Origin of the sequence: Cyanobium sp. ATX 6A2 (genome assembly GCF_024346355.1) — a bacterium.
GTDB lineage: Bacteria > Cyanobacteriota > Cyanobacteriia > PCC-6307 > Cyanobiaceae > NIES-981.
In genome coordinates this window covers 1-17181 of record NZ_JAGQCU010000028.1, presented here as the reverse complement: position 1 = coordinate 17181, position 17181 = coordinate 1, and the positions used below count along the sequence as shown (strand labels likewise).

18 protein-coding genes and 1 pseudogene are annotated in these 17181 nt (G+C 68.9%); 7 read left to right on the top strand and 12 right to left on the bottom strand.

Annotated features, from left to right (window positions below):
- Positions 1-113: 113 nt before the first annotated feature.
- Complete coding sequence (locus KBY96_RS15745; protein ID WP_254980493.1) at positions 114-569, top strand: hypothetical protein; 456 nt, start codon at positions 114-116, stop codon at positions 567-569.
- 30 nt (positions 570-599) lie between these two features.
- On the opposite strand, the gene KBY96_RS15740 is transcribed toward KBY96_RS15745, so the two are convergent.
- The 3 genes from KBY96_RS15740 to KBY96_RS15730 all read right to left on the bottom strand — a co-directional run bounded on the left by KBY96_RS15740 (position 600) and on the right by KBY96_RS15730 (position 3386).
- On the bottom strand, positions 600-2063 hold the full coding sequence (locus KBY96_RS15740; protein WP_254980492.1) for a hypothetical protein: 1464 nt from the start codon (positions 2061-2063) through the stop codon (positions 600-602).
- A 281-nt stretch (positions 2064-2344) separates the two neighbouring features.
- The gene (locus KBY96_RS15735; RefSeq protein WP_254980491.1) at positions 2345-2794 is read right to left on the bottom strand and encodes a hypothetical protein; all 450 of its coding nucleotides are present in this window, start codon (positions 2792-2794) and stop codon (positions 2345-2347) included.
- Positions 2795-2888: 94 nt separating this feature from the next.
- Entirely contained in the window at positions 2889-3386 is a 498-nt protein-coding gene (locus tag KBY96_RS15730; protein WP_254980490.1) for a thioredoxin, read from the bottom strand.
- Positions 3387-3522: 136 nt separating this feature from the next.
- Here KBY96_RS15730 and KBY96_RS15725 point away from each other — a divergent pair, with 136 nt between their 5' ends.
- The 4 genes from KBY96_RS15725 to KBY96_RS15710 are packed head-to-tail and all read left to right on the top strand — an operon-like array spanning position 3523 to position 8408.
- Complete coding sequence (locus KBY96_RS15725) at positions 3523-4506, top strand: DnaJ C-terminal domain-containing protein (protein WP_254980489.1); 984 nt, start codon at positions 3523-3525, stop codon at positions 4504-4506.
- Between the two features lie 46 nt (positions 4507-4552).
- Positions 4553-5554, top strand: a complete 1002-nt coding sequence (hemB, locus tag KBY96_RS15720; RefSeq protein WP_254980488.1) for a porphobilinogen synthase — start codon at positions 4553-4555, stop codon at positions 5552-5554.
- A complete protein-coding gene (locus KBY96_RS15715) occupies positions 5554-5982 on the top strand; it encodes a VOC family protein (RefSeq protein WP_254980487.1) in 429 nt (142 codons plus the stop codon). Before hemB ends, KBY96_RS15715 begins: the two co-directional genes overlap by 1 nt.
- Positions 5979-8408 (top strand): endonuclease MutS2, encoded by a 2430-nt coding sequence (locus KBY96_RS15710; protein WP_254980486.1) that lies wholly within the window; start codon positions 5979-5981, stop codon positions 8406-8408. Before KBY96_RS15715 ends, KBY96_RS15710 begins: the two co-directional genes overlap by 4 nt.
- A gap of 3 nt (positions 8409-8411) precedes the next feature.
- Here the strand turns inward: KBY96_RS15710 and KBY96_RS15705 are convergent, their stop codons facing one another.
- The gene (locus tag KBY96_RS15705; RefSeq protein WP_254980485.1) at positions 8412-9632 is read right to left on the bottom strand and encodes an ABC transporter ATP-binding protein; all 1221 of its coding nucleotides are present in this window, start codon (positions 9630-9632) and stop codon (positions 8412-8414) included.
- 47 nt (positions 9633-9679) lie between these two features.
- Here KBY96_RS15705 and obgE point away from each other — a divergent pair, with 47 nt between their 5' ends.
- Complete coding sequence (gene obgE / locus KBY96_RS15700) at positions 9680-10714, top strand: GTPase ObgE (RefSeq protein WP_254980484.1); 1035 nt, start codon at positions 9680-9682, stop codon at positions 10712-10714.
- Here obgE and KBY96_RS15695 read toward each other — a convergent pair.
- The 5 genes and pseudogenes from KBY96_RS15695 to KBY96_RS15680 form a co-directional block, all read right to left on the bottom strand.
- Positions 10702-10920, bottom strand: a complete 219-nt coding sequence (locus KBY96_RS15695) for a Calvin cycle protein CP12 (protein ID WP_254980494.1) — start codon at positions 10918-10920, stop codon at positions 10702-10704. The two genes, obgE and KBY96_RS15695, sit on opposite strands and share 13 nt — an antisense overlap.
- 140 nt (positions 10921-11060) lie before the next feature.
- On the bottom strand, positions 11061-12338 hold the full coding sequence (locus tag KBY96_RS16615) for an ATP-binding cassette domain-containing protein (RefSeq protein WP_396122343.1): 1278 nt from the start codon (positions 12336-12338) through the stop codon (positions 11061-11063).
- A 132-nt stretch (positions 12339-12470) separates the two neighbouring features.
- Positions 12471-12962, bottom strand: a pseudogene (locus KBY96_RS16610) (ATP-binding cassette domain-containing protein); the annotation flags it as partial.
- Between the two features lie 65 nt (positions 12963-13027).
- Positions 13028-13663 carry a DUF2301 domain-containing membrane protein gene (locus KBY96_RS15685; protein WP_254980482.1) on the bottom strand — a complete coding sequence of 212 codons (636 nt, stop codon included), beginning with the start codon at positions 13661-13663 and terminating at the stop codon, positions 13028-13030.
- A gap of 28 nt (positions 13664-13691) precedes the next feature.
- Entirely contained in the window at positions 13692-14705 is a 1014-nt protein-coding gene (locus tag KBY96_RS15680) for a glutathione S-transferase C-terminal domain-containing protein (RefSeq protein WP_254980481.1), read from the bottom strand.
- A gap of 144 nt (positions 14706-14849) precedes the next feature.
- Between KBY96_RS15680 and KBY96_RS15675 the strand changes: the two genes are divergently transcribed.
- Positions 14850-15812, top strand: coding sequence for an aspartoacylase (locus tag KBY96_RS15675; RefSeq protein WP_254980479.1), 963 nt, complete (start codon positions 14850-14852; stop codon positions 15810-15812).
- A gap of 11 nt (positions 15813-15823) precedes the next feature.
- On the opposite strand, the gene KBY96_RS15670 is transcribed toward KBY96_RS15675, so the two are convergent.
- The 3 genes from KBY96_RS15670 to KBY96_RS15660 all read right to left on the bottom strand — a co-directional run bounded on the left by KBY96_RS15670 (position 15824) and on the right by KBY96_RS15660 (position 16822).
- Positions 15824-16198: a hypothetical protein gene (locus KBY96_RS15670; RefSeq protein ID WP_254980478.1), complete on the bottom strand. Its 375-nt coding sequence runs from the start codon at positions 16196-16198 to the stop codon at positions 15824-15826.
- 85 nt (positions 16199-16283) lie between these two features.
- Positions 16284-16673, bottom strand: coding sequence for a hypothetical protein (locus tag KBY96_RS15665; RefSeq protein ID WP_254980477.1), 390 nt, complete (start codon positions 16671-16673; stop codon positions 16284-16286).
- A gap of 11 nt (positions 16674-16684) precedes the next feature.
- Entirely contained in the window at positions 16685-16822 is a 138-nt protein-coding gene (locus KBY96_RS15660; protein ID WP_254980495.1) for a hypothetical protein, read from the bottom strand.
- Positions 16823-17181 lie beyond the last annotated feature (359 nt).

Below are 17181 nucleotides of genomic sequence, written 5' to 3'. Positions count from 1 at the left end.
TGCTCCGAACAGGGTCACAGACCGGCCCACCCATTGCCACAGCTGAGATCTGAGGGAGGCGAGCCGTCAGCCCCGGCGTAGCCGGGGCTGATCCTCCCGAGTTACACCACTCCATGGGACGCCGCTTCGGTCCGGGCGTGGGAGTGCTGAAGGATCCGCGCGTCAACCGCAATCGCGTGGTGCGTCACGCCTGGCTCAACAGCCCCCAGCACGCCGGAACTCAGCTGCCGGTGGACACCTTCATCACGCTCAGGACGCTCCAGCCGGTGACCAGGAGCCTTGCCCTCAGCGGCTACAAGCGCGTCACCGCATTCGCCACCCACAGGTCATACGATCCGGGGCGAAGCCATGGGGGACTGGAGCAGATGCAGGTGCTCAGCCGGCAGCTGCAGGATGGTCTGCAGCAGGTGGAGCTGATGGACCGCAACGGAAACTGCCGGGGGGCCCAGCAGCTCTACTCCTCCCTGATGGTGAGGCTCGCCGAGTTTCAGGGCCGCCATGGCCTGGCGGCAGACCAGCCCTACGTCTATCGCTGCCGCCACAGCAGGACTCAGCCTCCGGGCCCCTGATGCCTGCTTGCGGCTTGGGGATCCACGCTTCTAGGGAAGCGCCATGGATTGCAGTTCCAGCTCTGCATCTGGATAGCTGACCATGAGCTCTCTTTGCTCAGGTGAATTTCTCCAGTTGTATTGTTGGATCGAGTCAACGTAGTGGCTGCTGCGATCTTTGATCACATGATAGGTGACATCTCGTCGACCGAGCAGGTCTAGACAGGCGTGAAAGCAATAAAGCGTTTTCAGGTTGCCTCCAAGCGAAACGGCTCCGGGGATGAAGGTGCCGCGCCCCGCGACCAATGTTTGGGCTCTGAGTACAGTCTTTACATCTTTTCGCAGGGACGACTGCAAGGGCTTGGTGAAGGTGATGCTTTGCTCTCCAAGCCATTGTTGCAGTGGCTTGATGACGGGGTTGTGCATGTCTTGATAGACGAGATGCACAATTCTTGGCTTTGCATGTTCCACTGCCTTGCGATAAAAAGACAAAGGGGGCTGGCCGTAGTCGGGATGAATTTTGCCCTGGGGCCTGAATATGTCGCCCGAGCGAATATGAATGACCATTTCTTCGGCGTCAAGAATTTTTGCGGGATCATATAGCTTTGTCGCCTGGGAAAAAGAGCGGATGGCCTCGTAAGTGGATGGCAGATTCGCATAGAACTCCCTCTGTGCCGCGCGGACATGTAAAAATCTGCCTTCCAGGCAGTTGTCTCGTGCATTGGGGTTGCCGATGACAATCCCAACCCCCAGTCCTTGACATGTAAACCTGTCGCCTTTGGGAAAGATGTCCCGGATGCGTTTGCACTCTGGCACGAAGACGTTGCAGGCCTTGATGCCGTGGGCGAACAGAACGGCATGCGCGATCTGAATCAACGCGTTTGAAAACCTGTTCAAGTCCGAAATGCATAGGCTGTCAATCCCGCGACCAAGATCTAATTCTGAGGACCATATGGGTTTGATGTGCAGCGGCTGACCATGTTTTCTGACCCGGTCATAAATCCATCCCTGCTCGTTGACGCGTAAATGGTATTGGCTTGAAAATCTGTTCAGACTGGCGATGTTGCGCTGTGTTATGAGGTCGTAGCACTGGTTCAGTGAATTACCAATTGTAACTTGGCTGATATGGATCGGATCGCCTTGTCCGTCTCTGCGAAGCATGATGTGCTTCGGGGCGTACTTGCTGAGAATTGGAATGGATTTTCTGTTGTAAATCTGCTCATCGTCAAGTTGAATGTCGATCTCGTGCCAGCTCCGGCCATCTTCTGACACATAAATCCTGATCCCGCAAATCCGTTCGGAGATGTTTTTCTTGCCACATCGATTGTATAGAAAGACGACCTGCCCCTCCTCTGCTTCTGGTAAATGAATGAGAATCTGTGGCGATGAATCACTTTTACGGGTGTGGCAAATAAACTGATTTGCGTTGTTGACAGTGTAGAGACTTCTCCTGAGCGGGTTTCTTTCTTCTGCTGAAGTTGATTCGCTTACTGATGCCTCTGGGCATGGAAGCATTTGGGTTCTCTTGGCTGAATGCGGTCTGTGTGGATGGCAGCAATGCTTGCTGCTTCAGGGAGGGCAGTCCCCCACTGCTGCGAAGCGGAAGGCTCGCTGGACGTGGTGCCCTCTTGGTGCTGGGCTTGTCTGCTTGCGGTGCATCGGCTCATCAACACCTGCTCTTCGGGTGAGTTGGCATGGCTGTGATGCCCTAGATGTTTTCTGGGCTGTGCGGTGCAGGCCCTTGCTATGCACGTTGAACTAACCCATAGCAGAATATCTGCTCCTCCACGGGATCTTCAATACCCCCGCAGTGCCCGCATCAGGTTGCCGTGGCAGAGGCCGCCATGGGAGCAGTAGGGCACCAGCCTGCCGTTCACCTGGGCGGTGCTGGTGCGCTGAGCGCCACCGCCTGGGGCGCCGGGGAAGGCCCCGGGCATGAACATGTTCATCAGCGGTGCCATCAGGCCGGCCGGTGCCCCTGCTGCACCACCGCCGCCACTCAGCTGCTGCAGCAGTTGCTGGCGCTGCTGCTCGGCCAGGCTCGACTGATCCACGGCTGAGCGGCTGCGCTCGATCACGCCGCTGGCTCCGCCGGCAGGCAAGGTTTGCAGGGTGTTCTGGATGGCGCCGGCGCCCATCACATCCAGCAGGGTCTGGGCCTGGGCGGGTGCCGGCATCAGGCCGGTAAGAACCAGGGCGGTTCCCAGCAGGGAGCCGCGGATCAGGGCGGCAGGCATGGTGGGCACCGTGGCGAAGATAGATCGCTCCAATCTGACGCCAATCGAGCGGATGCTCTCCGATGGGTTTGCCGTCAGATCCGTCCTGTGGGGCGGGGGGCGTTCAGGGTTTGGTGGCTGCGTCGCTTCCGGCATTGAAGCCACTCCAGGCCTTCAGCTCCTCGAGGCTCTGCACCCCCTCCAGCCGGGGCTTGCCCTCCAGCTCCCAGGTGGGGAAGGCGCGGATGCTGGCGGCCTGGCAGCGCTGGCGGCCGGCGTCGTTCTCGTCACACTCCACATAGGGGAGGGTGTTGCCGGCCTGCTTGCCGAACAGGTTCTTCTGCTGGAAACAGGCTGGACACCACCAGGCCCCGTAGAACACCGCGCCCTGGGCGCGCAGATGGGCGCTGAGGGCTTCCTGATCGGCGTTGGATTCGCTCAGCGCCTCCCCCAGCCGCGGCGAGGTGGAGCCATCGCGGCCGAGGCTGGTGGAGGCTTCGGGGGTGCTCTTCACGCCCCGGGCCCGGTCGCCCGCCCCTGCTCCGGCGCAGGCCGCAAGTGCCATCAGGCCCAGGCTGAGGGGGACGAGCGCCAGGGGGCGATGCCAGCCGGATCGGGCCATGGTCTGATCGTCAGGGACCTCAACGCTACGGGGCCGGCCCTGGATCCGCCAGCGGGCGCCCTGGCCCCGGCCGCGGAGCCGGGGGGAAGCTGAGAGACTGGATCACCTGCTCACCTTCGCCAGCGATGCCCCTGCGATGAACGCCAACGGCTACCGCGACTACTTCAAGGTGCTGGGTGTGGACCGGGGCGCCGATGCCGACACCATCAAGCGCGCCTTCCGCAAGCTGGCCCGGCAACACCACCCGGATGTGAATCCCGGCGACAAGGCGGCCGAGGCCCGTTTCAAGGAGGTGAGCGAGGCCTACGAGGTGCTCTCGGATCCCGACAAGCGCCGCCGCTATGAGCAGTTTGGCCAGTACTGGAGCCAGGCCGGTGCCGGCAGCGGTGTGGGCGGCATGGATGTGGACTTCGGCCGCTACGGCAACTTCGACGAGTTCATCAACGACCTGCTCGGGCGCTTCGGCGGCGCCCAGCCCGGGGGCAGCGGTGGTTTCGGCTTCGGCAGCGGCTTCCCCGGTGCTGGCTTCGGCGGTGGCGTTCCCGGTGGCGGCTTCCCCGGCGGCGGCCGCACCGCCGGCCCCAACCTCGATGCCGAGGCCGTCATCCGCCTCAGCCTGGGGGAGGCCTTCCGCGGCTGTGAGCGCACCCTGGCGGTGAACGAGGAGCGGGTGGCCGTGCGCATCCCCGCCGGCGTCAAGCCCGGCAGCCGTCTACGGCTGAAGGGCAAGGGCAACCTGCAGCCCGGCACCGGCCGCCGCGGCGACCTCTACCTCACCATCGAGCTGCAGGAGCATCCGGTGTGGAAGCTCGACGGCGACCAGCTGCGCGGCGAGTTGCCCCTCAGCCTCGACGAACTGGCCCTGGGCGGCCAGGTGCGGGTGGCGACCCCCGATGGCGAGGCCTCCGTGCAGGTGCCCCCCGGCCTCACCCCCGGCCGCAGCCTGCGGCTCAAGGGCAAGGGCTGGCCCCTTAAGGGAACCCGGGGCGATCTGCTGCTCACGCCCGTGCTCAAACTCCCCGATCCCCTCAGCGAGCGTGAGCGCACCCTGCTCGAGCAGCTGCGGGACGCCCGCAGCGCCGACCCCCGCGCCGGCTGGGTGCAGCTGGCTCAGCTCTAGGCACGCTGGCTGTCTCCGTAGGATCCAGGCCCCTCTCAAGCCCTGCATGGAGCTCTCCTACCGCCCCCGCCGGCTGCGCCGCACCCCGGCCCTGCGGGCGATGGTGCGGGAGCATCAGCTCAGCGCCGCCGACTTCATCTACCCCCTGTTCGTGCATGAGGGGGCCAGCAACGAACCGATCGCCGCCATGCCCGGTTGCCGGCGCTGGAGCCTGGAGGGTCTGGTGGAGGAAGTGGGCCGGGCCTGGGACCTGGGCATCCGCTGTGTGGTGCTGTTCCCCAAGGTGGCCGATGGCCTCAAGAGCGAAGACGGCGCCGAGTGTTTCAACGAGCACGGCCTGATCCCGCGGGCGATCCGCCGCCTCAAGGACACCCATCCCGGGATGGCGATCATGACCGATGTGGCTCTCGATCCCTACTCCTGCGACGGCCATGACGGCATCGTCAGCGCCGAGGGGGTGGTGCTCAACGACGAGACGGTGGCGATCCTCTGCCGGCAAGCCGTGGTGCAGGCCCGCGCCGGAGCCGACCTGATCGGCCCCAGCGACATGATGGACGGGCGTGTCGGCGCCATCCGCGAAGCCCTCGATGAAGAGGGGTTCGAGCACGTGGGCATCATCAGCTACACCGCCAAATACTCCAGTGCCTACTACGGCCCCTTCCGCGAAGCCCTCGATTCGGCGCCCCGCGCCAGCAGCGGCAAACCCATCCCCGGCGACAAGAGCACTTACCAGATGGATCCGGCCAACAGCCGAGAGTCCATCCTCGAGGCCCAGCTCGATGAGAGTGAAGGGGCCGACATCCTGATGGTGAAGCCGGGCCTGGCCTATCTCGACATCATCTATCGCCTGCGCCACCAGAGCGAGCAGCCGATTGCCGCTTACAACGTGAGTGGTGAATACGCCATGGTGAAGGCCGCCGCCGAACGGGGCTGGATCGACGAGAAGGCCGTGGTGCTGGAAACCCTGCTCTGCTTCAAGCGTGCCGGCGCGGATCTGATCCTCAGCTATCACGCCTGCGACGCGGCCCGCTGGCTGCGGGAGGGCTGATGGCCGGCGATTCCCTGCCGCCCCTGTCGCACCGCCTCGGCCACGTCGCCCTGCGGGTGCAGGACATCGCCCGCGCCAAGGCCTTCTATCAGGCCCTGGGTCTGCGGCTCACCTGGGATGCGGCCGACTGGGCCTATCTGCAATGGCCCGGTGACGCTGCCGGCATCGCCCTGCTCAGTGCCGACTACACCGCCGCGGGCCCGCACTTCGCTCTGCACTTCCCCGACCGGGCCGAGGTGGATGCGGCCCGCTCCGCTCTGGTGGCTGCGGGCCACCGCTGCGGTTTGGTGCATGACCACCGCGACGGCACGGCCAGTTGCTATCTCCAGGATCCGGAGGGCAACTGGCTCGAACTGCTCTACGAGCCTGCGGCCGGAATCCCCAGCAACGTGCCGGGCCGGGCGCCGATCCCGCCGCCGGCGCCGTGAATCCGGCCGCGATCGAGCAGGAAACCCTTGAACTGCTGGAGTGGCCACGGCTGGCGGCCCATCTGGCCGGTTTTGCCGGCACCGCCGCCGGGCAGCGCCACTGCCGCGCTCTGCCCCTGCCCGCCTCAGCGGCGCAGAGCCGCACGCTGCTGGCCGAAACCACGGAGCTGCTGGCTCTCGATGGACTGATCGAGGGCGGACTCAGCCTGCAGGGGGTGGCCGACATCGGCCCCTGTGTGGCCCTGTGCGCCAAGGGCGGGGTGGCCTGCGGTGAAGCCCTGCTGGAGCTGGCCACCACCCTGGCGGCGGCGCGGCGGCTGCGCCGCCAGATCGACGAGCCGGCCCTGCGGCCGGTGACCACTGCCCTGGTGGCGGAGCTGCGCACCCTGCCGGAGCTGGAGCAGCGGCTGCGCTTCTGCCTGGAGGAGGGCGGCCGCGTGGCCGATCGCTCCAGCGCCCCGCTGGAGGCCCTGCGCCGCCAGCTCCAGGCCGCTCGCGGCGAGCGCCGTGAGCGCCTCCAGGAGCTGCTGCGGCGCTCGGCGGCCCTGCTGCAGGACAACGTGATCGCCGAGCGCAACGGCCGGCCCGTGCTGGCGGTGAAGGCCGGGGCGGCGGCACAGCTGCCGGGCCAGGTGCACGACAGCTCCGCCTCCGGGCAGACCGTGTTCATCGAGCCCCAGGCCGTGCTGGCGCTTGGCAACCGCATCCGCGATCTGGAGGGGCAGGAGCGGGAGCTGGAGCAGGCCGTGCTGCGGGAGCTCAGCGCTGCGGTGGGGGAGCAGGCCAGTGGCCTGGAGGTGCTGCAGAGCACCCTGGTGCGCCTCGATGCGGCCCTGGCCCGCGCCCGCTACGGTGCCTGGCTGGGGGCGGTGCGGCCGGAGCTGGCCGATGCCGCTGAGGCTCCCTTCGATCTCCAGGATCTGCGCCACCCCCTGCTGCTCTGGCAGCAGAAGCGGGAGGCGGGGCAGGCGGTGGTGCCGGTGAGCGTGAGCGTGGCGCCTGAGCTGCGGGTGGTGGCGATCACCGGCCCCAACACCGGCGGCAAGACCGTGACCCTCAAGAGCCTGGGGCTGGCGGCGCTGATGGCCCGCGCCGGGCTGTTCCTGCCCTGCAGCGGCACACCGCGGCTGCCCTGGTGTGGCCGGGTGCTGGCCGACATCGGCGACGAGCAGTCGCTGCAGCAGAACCTCTCCACCTTCAGCGGTCACATCCGCCGCATCGCCCGCATCCTCGAGGCCCTCAACGCCCCCGCCCCGGGAGCCGCCGGCGGTGCCTCCCTGGTGCTGCTCGATGAGGTGGGGGCCGGCACCGATCCGGCCGAGGGCGCGGCCCTGGCCACGGCCCTGCTGCAGCACCTGGCCGAGCGGGCCCGGCTCACGGTGGCCACCACCCACTTCGGTGAACTGAAGGCGCTGAAATACGCCGACCCCCGCTTCGAGAACGCCTCGGTGGCCTTCGATGAGCAGACCCTGGCCCCCACCTATCGCCTGCAGTGGGGGATTCCCGGCCGCAGCAACGCCCTGGCCATCGCCCGGCGCCTGGGGCTGGATGGGGCGTTGCTGGAGCAGGCGGCCAGCCAGCTCGCGCCCCGAGGAGAGGGCGATGTGAACCAGGTGATCGCCGGCCTGGAGCAGCAGCGCCTGCGCCAGCAGGAGGCCGCCGAGGAGGCCGCCGCTTTGCTGGCCCGCACCGAACTGCTCCACGAGGAGCTGCTCTCCCGCTGGCAGCAGCAGCAGCAGCAGGGCGCCGAGCTGCAGGAGCAGCGCCGCCAGCAGCTCGAGCGCTCCATCCGCCAGGGGCAGCACGAGGTGCGCCGGATCATTCGCCGGCTGCGCCAGGGCGACGGCGGCCAGCGCCTGGATCCGGCGGCGCTGGGGGAGACGGCCCGGCAGGCCGGGCGGCGGCTCAAGCATCTCGAGCAGGAGCACCGGCCTCGGCCGGAGCGGCGGCAGCACGGGGGCTGGATGCCGGCGGTGGGCGATCGGGTGCGGGTGCTCTCCCTGGGCAAGGCCGCTGAGGTGCTGGAGCTGGTGGATCACGGCCGGGAGCTCACGGTGCGCTGTGGCGTGCTGCGGCTCACCGTTCCCCTGGAGGGCATCGAGGGCCTGCAGGGGGAGAAGCCCTCACCCCCCGAGGTGAAGGTTCAGGTGAAGGGGCGCCGGGCCCTGGCCGGCCCTGGCCCCCAGGTGCGCACCGAGGGCAACACCGTGGACGTGCGCGGCCTGCGGGTGCATGAGGCGGAGGCGGCGGTGGAGGAGAAGCTGCGGGCGGCCAGCGGGCCGGTGTGGGTGATTCACGGCATCGGCACCGGCCGGCTCAAGCGCGGCCTGCGGGCCTGGCTCGACACCCTCCCCTACGTGCAGCGGGTGAGCGACGCGGAGCGCAGCGACGGCGGGGCCGGCTGCAGTGTGGTGTACATCCACTGAGGTTCAGAGCTCAGGGAGTACGGGTTCCGGGGCGCTGCTGCGCGGCAGCGGCAGGGCTTCGCCGCCGGCATCGAACAGCCGCCAGCCGCCCGGATCCACCTCCAGATGGATCGTGCTGCCGGCCGGCAGCTGCTCGTTGGGGGCCACCCTCACCTGCACCAGATGGTCGCCATCCTCGAGCTGGCAGGTGAGCAGCTGCTCGTTGCCCAGGGCCTCGCCATGGCGCACCGTGGCGCGCAGGTTGCGGTTGGCGGCCGGTGCCAGCCGCAGGTGCTCGGGCCGCAACCCGCCGGTGAGCTGGTGACCGATGCGGCCGGCGAGGGCCTCGGCCATCGGCCCCTCCACCGGCAGGCGCCGGCCACCCAGCTGCAGCTGGGTGGGGCCGATCACCTCCACGGGGAGCAGATTCATGGGCGGACTGCCGATGAACTGGGCTACGAACAGGTTGGCCGGCCAGCGGTAGAGCTGCATCGGCGTGCCCAGCTGCTGGAGCCGGCCGGCGTTGAGCACGGCGATGCGATGGCCCATGGTCATCGCTTCCACCTGGTCGTGGGTCACGTAGAGGGTGGTGGTGCCCAGGCGTCGCTGCAGCTCCACGATCTGGGTCCGGGTGCCGGCCCGCAGCTTGGCGTCGAGGTTGCTGAGCGGCTCATCCATCAGGAACACCGCCGGCTGGCGGGCGATCGCCCGGCCCAGGGCCACCCGCTGCTTCTGGCCCCCCGAGAGTTCCTTGGGCAGCCGCCGCAGCAGCGGTTCCAGCTCCAGGGTGGTGGCCACCTCGGCGATGCGGCGCTCGATGCGCTCCTCCCGGGCCGACGGCACCCGCAGCGGGGCGGGCAGGCGCCGACTGGCCTGGTGCAGGCTGTCCTGCACGTGCTGCAGCGCCGTGCGCGGCCGGCTGCGCCGCAACCCGAAGCCGATGTTGTCCGCCACCGAGAGGTGGGGGTAGAGGGCGTAGCTCTGAAACACCATGGCCACGTCCCGCTGGGCCGGGCGCAGCCCGCTCACCGGCCGATCCCCCACCACGATCTCGCCGCCACTGGGCTGCTCCAGCCCGGCCAGCAGCCGCAGCAGGGTGCTCTTGCCGCAGCCCGAAGGCCCCACCAGCACCAGAAATTCACCGTCGGGGATGTGCAGGTTCAGGTTGCGCAGCACCTGCACCCCTTCACCCCCCCGCCGGGGCGGGTAGGTCTTGCTCACCTGCTGGAAACGAACCTCGGCCAACTTGCGTTCCCAGACAACCGTTGAGACGCGATCTTAGGTTTGAGCCAATGCAATTCATCGATCAGGCCCGCGTCGCCATCAAGGCTGGCCGCGGCGGCGACGGCATCGTGGCCTTTCGCCGGGAGAAATACGTGCCCGCCGGCGGCCCCTCCGGCGGGGATGGCGGCCGCGGCGGCGACGTGCTGCTGGTGGCTGACGCCAACCTGCAGACCCTGCTCGACTTCAAGTACAAGCGGCTGTTCGCGGCCGATGATGGTCGTCGTGGTGGCCCCAACCGCCGCACCGGCGCCAGCGGCCAGCCGCTGCTGATCCGCATGCCCTGCGGCACCGAGGTGCGGGATGCCCGTACCGGCATCGTGCTCGGCGATCTCACCGAGCCGGGTGATGCGTTGCTGGTGGCCCTGGGGGGCCGTGGCGGCCTGGGCAATGCCCACTACCTCAGCAACCGCAACCGGGCGCCGGAGAAGGCCACCGAGGGCCGCGATGGGGAGGAGTGGCTGCTGCAGCTGGAGCTCAAGCTGCTGGCCGAAGTGGGCATCATCGGCCTGCCCAATGCGGGCAAGAGCACCCTGATCTCCGTGCTCAGCTCCGCCCGCCCCCGCATTGCCGACTACCCCTTCACCACCCTGGTGCCCAACCTGGGGGTGGTGCGGCGCCCCAGTGGCGATGGCACGGTGTTTGCCGATATTCCGGGCCTGATCGCCGGCGCGGCCCAGGGGGCTGGGCTGGGCCACGAATTCCTGCGCCACATCGAACGCACGCGGCTGCTGATCCACCTCGTGGACGCGTCCTCAGACGCCCTGGTGGAGGACGTGCAGGTGGTGGAGCGGGAGCTGAGCGCCTACGGCCACGGCCTGATCGAGCGGCCGAGGATTGCGGTGCTCAACAAGATCGAGCTGTTGGATCGGCTGGATCTCGAGCAGAAACAGGCAGCGCTGGAGAGCCACCTTGGCAGCCCTGTGCTGGCGGTGTCGGCGGCCACCTCGGCCAACCTCAACCGCCTGCTGGCTGTGGTGTGGAAGCAGCTGGGCCTGAGGGATGGTGACGCCCAGACCGATCAGTCGACCGATCAGTCGTCGTAGACCCGGCACTCCGGGGCTTCTGGATTCATGTCGCAGTACACCTCCAGAGGGCTCGGATCGTGCTTGTCCTCTGGATGGTGCTGCTTGAACGCCTCCAGGCCCTTGAGCTCTTCTTCGAGGTGGCGGACCTTGCCGTCATTGCCCGCGGCGCGGGCGGCCTCGATCTCGCTTCTGTCTTTCTGAATGTGCTCGTCGATGGATTTCATGGCTTGACCCTTGTGGGTTTGATGCTCGTCCAGACCCACCATACGGTTGGCATCAGAACCGGGAGAGCCTTTTTGGGCACCTGCTGATCAGGACCATCACTGGATCCGATCAGTTCAGCTGATCACCCGGCCGGATCTGGTCACTCGGCCAGCTCGCTCAGTTCCAGCCAGCGCTCCTCACCCGTCCCGATCCGCTCGCTCAGAGCGGCCAGGTCGACGGTGAGCTGCTGCAGGGCGGAGTAGTCGCTGCCGCCAGCGCTCAGCAGCGCCTCCAGCTGCCGGTGCTGCTCCTCCCACTGCGGCAGCTCCTGCTCCAGCCGGGCCAGTTCCCGTTTCTCGCTGTAGCTGCGCCGCCGGACCCTGCTGTCAGCCCCGGATCCGGAGGGCCCAGGCGCCGCCGCCGGCGCGGTCACGGCTGCGGGCTGGCTGGCGGGCTGGGCCGGGGCCCGTCGCTGCTCCAGATAGGCGCTGTAGTTGCCCTCGAAGCGCTCCAGGCGGCCGCCCTGAACCACAAACAGCCGATCCACCGTGCGATCGAGGAAGTAGCGGTCGTGGGACACGACCACCACGCAGCCGCGGAAGTCCTCCAGGAAGTCTTCCAGCACGGTCAGGGTCTGCACGTCGAGGTCGTTGGTGGGCTCATCCAGCAGCAGCACATTCGGAGCCCCGATCAGCAGCCGGCAGAGGTGCAGCCGGCGGCGCTCGCCTCCCGACAGCCGGCTCACCGGCTGGAACTGCTGGGCCGGCGGAAACAGAAACCGCTCCAGCAGCTGGGAGGCACTGAGCACGCTGCCCTCGACCTCCACAGTGCTGGCGGCCTCCTGCACCAGATCGATCACCCGCCGCTGGCGTCCGGCGGCATCGCAGGCGCTCTCGAGCACATGGCTGTGCTGGTCGAAGTAGGCCAGCTTCACGGTGCTGCCCAGCTCCAGTCGGCCGCTGTGGCGGGGCGCCGCCGCCGCCCCGCCGGGCTGGGCCGCGGCGGCGATCAGGTTGAGCAGGCTGCTCTTGCCGCTGCCGTTGGGGCCGATGATCCCCACCCGGTCCTCGGGGCTGAAGTCGTAGCTGAAGTCGCTGATCAGCGGCGCGGCGCCGGCGCTGCGGGCCTCAGGGCTGGGCCACAGCGTGAGGGCTTCCGCCTCGATCGCCCGCTTGCCCAGGCGACGGCTGGTGCTGGCCAGGCTCAGCTGGCCCTGCTGCTGCCGCCGCGGCAGCTCCTGAAGCGCTTCGATCCGCTGGATGCGTGCCTTCTGCTTGGTGCTGCGGGCCTGGGGCCCCCGCCGCAGCCACTCCAGTTCCCGCCGCAGCACTCCCTTCAACCTGGCCTCACCGGCGGCGGCGGCGGCCTCCTCCTCGGCCTGGCGGGCCAGGTAGGTGGCGTAGTTGCCCGCGTAGGTGCGGGCTTCGCCGCGATCCACGGCCACGATCCGCTCGCTGAGCTGGTCGAGCACGTAGCGGTCGTGGGTCACCAGCACCAGGGCCCCGGGGAAGCGGCCCAGGTAGCCCTGCAGCCATTGCACGCCGTCGGCGTCGAGGTGGTTGGTGGGCTCATCGAGGAGCAGCACATCGGGCTCCGCCACCAGGGCCGCCGCCAGGGCCAGACGCCGCTGGTAGCCGCCGGAGAGGTCTCCCACCCGGCGGTGCACGTCCTGAACCCCGAGGCGATCCAGCACCTCGCGGATCTGCTGCTCCAGCCCCCAGGCCTGGCTCTGGTCCATGCGGGCGCTGAGGTCGGTCAGTTCCGCCAGCAGGGCGCTGTCGTCCTCGCCGCGCTGGTGGGCGACGGCCAGGGCGTCGCTCACGGCCGTGTAGCGCCCGAGCAGATCGCGCTTCTCGCCACTGCCCGCAAACACCTGCTCGAGCACCGTGCGCTCCGGGTCCAGTCGCGGGTCCTGGCTCACCAGCACGATGCGGGCGCCCGGTGCCGTGCGCCGGCTGCCGCCCCCGGGTGGCTCCTCGCCGGCCAGGATGCGCAGCAGGGTGCTCTTGCCGGCGCCGTTGGGACCGATCAGCCCCAGCCGTTCGCGCTCCTCCACATGCAGGTCGAGGCTCTCGAACAGGGTTCGGATGCCGAAGTCCTTGCTCACACCCACCAGGCTGATCAGGCTCACGCGGCGGCGCTCTGACGCTGGGTCTCCAGGTAAGCAAACACGCTCTTGTCGCCCACGTCGGCCGCCGCCGGCATGGGGAACTTGCGCAGGCAGAGCAGCACCAGCAGCCCCGCCTCCAGGGCGAACAGCCGGCCCACCAGCTCAGGCGCCAGCAGGCCGCTGAGGTGGCCCAGCAGGGCCGCCGGCAGCAGCAGGGTCACACCGATGGCCTCGGGGCGTTGGAAGCAGAAGAATTCCTTGAAGCCGATGCCCGCCAGGGCGGCGAACAGCGGACCGATCGCCCAGACCCAGCGGCCGTCGGCCTCCAGCGTGGCGGCCATGGCCCCGGGACCGGCCTGCAGGGCGAGGGCCACCAGCCCGGTGCAGCCCAGCAGCCAGAAGGCCTGCAGGGCGCGGTGCAGGGGGCGCAGGTAGATGTGAATCCAGCGCAGGGCCAGGCCCAGGCCGCCGGCCAGGGGCAGCAACCAGGGCCAGAGCCGCTCCGTGCCCAGCCAGTGCCATTGGGCCAGCAGGGCCAGCTGGGCCAGGGCCGCCACCAGCAAACTCAGCCGGTACCCCAGCACCTCGCGGCGGTCGCTTGCCGTGATCGTGAAGGGGCCGTAGACCCCCTGATGCACGGGGTCGCCTTGCATGGGGGCGCTGGGGGCCGGGGCCAGCGGATCAGCCGGCGATGTCTGAAATGGGTCCTGCATCGCCTGGCGCGGGGGGAGAGCTCCCCACCAGTGTGGCCAGGGGCGGGCCGGCGGGAACGATGCCGGAGGGGTGGAGGGGGAACAGGGCGCCGAAGTAGTCGCGGCGCCAGGCCTGCGGCCAGCAGGTGTCCGCCACCCCGGGGAGCTGGTGAAAGCGGGAGCGCCAGGCCCACAGGGCCGGCAGTTGCCAGAGAGGGCGCCGGCCGACGCCGAACAGAGGCGCATACACCAGCTCCATCCGGATCAGCGTGGGGAACAGCTGCACATCGGCGAGCGAGGGTCGGGGCCCGCTCAGCCAGAGCGACCCGCCTGCCGCCAGCTGTGCTTCGGCCGCCTCCAGGGTGGTGAACAGGGCCGCTTCGGCCGCGTCATAGGCCGCCTGGGTGCGCGCGAAGCCGCAGCGGTAAACGCCGTCGTTGACGGACTCCTGCAGGCGCTGACGCCAGGCGGCGGTGGCCTGGCGCTGCTCCGGTGGATCGAGGTCGCGGTCGGTCTTGCGGTCGGGGTTGGTGGCCGCAGGCCAGTGGTTGAGCAGCTCGATCAGGCGGGCACTTTCGCCCACCACCACCTGCTGCCGGCGGCGGCTGTAGAGCAGCGGCACGGTGGCGCGGCTGCCGGGCGGGGCGCCGCAGCGGCCGTAGAGCTCGGCCAGGGTGCCGCAGCCCTCGAAGGGTTCTGTGAACCGCCAGCGGCCGGCCTGGGGGTCGGGCTCCACCACCACCAGGTGGATGGAGTCGGCCAGAGCGCGCAGGGCCCACACCAGCCAGGCCCGGTGGGCCCAGGGGCAGCTGCGACCCACGATCAGCACGTGGGCACCCGGTTCGGCGGCATCGCCGGGCACGGCGATCGCCTCGCCGAAGCCGGCGGGGGGGCGGCGGTAGTTCCCCTGGGCATCGGCCGGTGCCAGGCCGCCCATCAGCTGCAGCCACTGCCAGTGCCAGAGGCTGCGGGCGCCGCGCACCAGCCAGGGGGGAGGGAGCACGATGGGATCCGGAGGGGGGGGGTCGAATCTCGGACACCCGGGCCGGAAAATCCAGCACGGCTGCATCCCGGCGCTGCCGCAACCGGACGGAGGCCGGTGAACTGCCCAAGCCGCGAACCCACCAAACCGTGAACCGATGAAGCGATGACAGCGACGAGGCCCCAGGCGGCGGTGCTGGTGGTGGCCGGTACCCACGGCAACGAGCGCAATGCTCCCTGGTTGCTGGAGCAGTGGCAGCGCCAGCCATCGGGGCTGGCCGATGGCGGCCTGGCGCTGCGGCTGGTGCTCGGCAACCCCCGGGCCCACGCCTGCAACCGCCGTTACCTGGAGCGGGATCTCAACCGCTGCTTCGCTCCCGCGCTGCTCGACGATGCCGGCGTCAGCGGGCCAGAGCTGGAGCGGGCTCGCGAGCTGCTGGACCTACATGGTCCCCAGGGCACCGAGGCCTGCGCTGTGGCCCTCGATCTGCACAGCACCACCAGCGCGATGGGCAATTCGCTGGTGCTTTACGGACGCCGGCCCACCGACCTGGCGCTGGCCGCGGCCATCCAGGCCCGGCTGGGGCTGCCGGTCTATCTGCACGAGGCCGATTCCGAGCAGAGCGGCTTTCTGGTGGAGCGATGGCCCTGCGGGCTGGTGATCGAGGTGGGACCGGTGCCCCAGGGGGTGATTCAGGCCCCGATCTGCCGTCAGACCCAGCTGGCGCTGGAGGCGGCCCTGGCAGCTCTGGCGGAGGCCCGCGCCGGCCGGCTGCGGTTGCCGGCGCAGCTGCTGGTGCACCGGCACCTGGGCAGCCTCGATCTGCCCCGTGCGGGCGATGGCAGCCCCCTGGCCTGCATCCACCCACAGCTGCAGCATCGCGACTGGCACCCCCTGGCGCCGGCGGATCCCCTGTTCCTCGAGCGTTCCGGTCGTGTGCTGACCCTGGGCGAGGTGCTGCCAGCTACCCCCAGCGGCACCGTGGTGCCGGTGTTCATCAATGAGGCGGCCTACGGCGAGAAGGGCATTGCCCTCAGCCTCACGCGGCGCGAGCGCTGGCCTGTGCAGGAGCGGTGGCCAGCGGCGCTGGAGTCTCTGGCGGCGGCACTGGCCCCGGCCATCACGTAGTCAGCCAGCCCTCACTCAGCCAGCTCAACAGGGCGCGGCGGACCGTTGTACAGCACCTCCTCCACCGTGCGGCCGTCGGCCGAGATGCGCACCTCAGTTTCCACGCTGGCGGGCATCTGGAATTGCTCCCAGCCCGGGATCCCGCCCAGGAAGCGGAACACGAAGCCGTCCTCATCCATGCTCAAGAGACATTCGTTGCCGGCATCGGCGGTTTGGAACATGCACTGGGCCGGCCGGTAGAGGCTCAGCCCGCCGTTCTGCTGGACGGCCTGGTTGCGGGCCAGGTTGAGAGCACGCACGGCGCTGAAGGTCACCTGCGCCCGGGCGGGGGCGCCACTGATACCCGTGCTGGCCAGCAGGGCGGCGACCAGAGCCGCTGATCCCATGGCCAGAGGCCTGACGAAACGCATTGCGAGTTGAAGCGGGCAAGGCAACAGATCAGCCGCTCGGCCCGCCGATGTCAAGCGGCCCTCAGCCGCACACCAAGGTGGCCTGCTCCTGGGAACAGGGCAGATCACTGCTGCTGCCATCGGCCCAGTAGATGCGCAGGCGATCGTCATCCGTGCCGCTGCGGTAGGTGATCGAGCGCACCGGACCCGCCGGGGCGCGCGTGGGCCGCTCCTCGGGGTCGCGGGGGGTGACGCCGTGCAGCTTCTGCTCCAGCTGCTGGATCTTCAGATCCAGTTGTTCCTGGCGCTGTTTCAGCTGGTCGATCTCGGCCGTCCGCTCGCCGCGCTCACAACCGCCCAGCACGAGGGCGCCACAGAGGACCAGGGCGCCGATCGCGAGGGCGGCCCGAGGACGGGGATGGGGAGAAGGTGCGGGCAGCGCCATGCCGAACAGGCCAGGGAGGAGCTGCACATCTAGCAACCTCAGGGCATTGGTGCCAGACGCTCGCTCCAGTACACCACCGCACCAATGGTCTGCAGCTGGGCGTGGCGGTGTCGGGCGAGCCCGAGGGGCACCCGCTCGGAATGGCGCTCGCCATTGAGGGACCAGTAGAGGAGCACCATTGATGTCTCTTCGGTTTCGCTTTGGCGTGGACTTTGGTGTGAGTTGTGGCGAGAGCGGCGGCCGATCACCGCCGTACGCCTGATCCAGCCTGCCCATGGATCGGCGTGCCTGCCGCGGCAGTGGGTGATTCCACACCGCGCTCCCGGCATGAGGCCGATTCCGTTCGCCGGCGCCCCGCCCCGCAACCCCCCTTCACAAACCCCGCAACGTTGTGTTACATTCCGCTCTGACGGGGTTCCGTCTTACGTCCCCTCCAGCCCTGCATGCTGCGCGTTGCGCTGCTGCCGCGCCGGAGTTCAACAACCACCAACCGTTCTCATGACCACCACTCTCCAGCAGCGCTCCGGCGCCAACA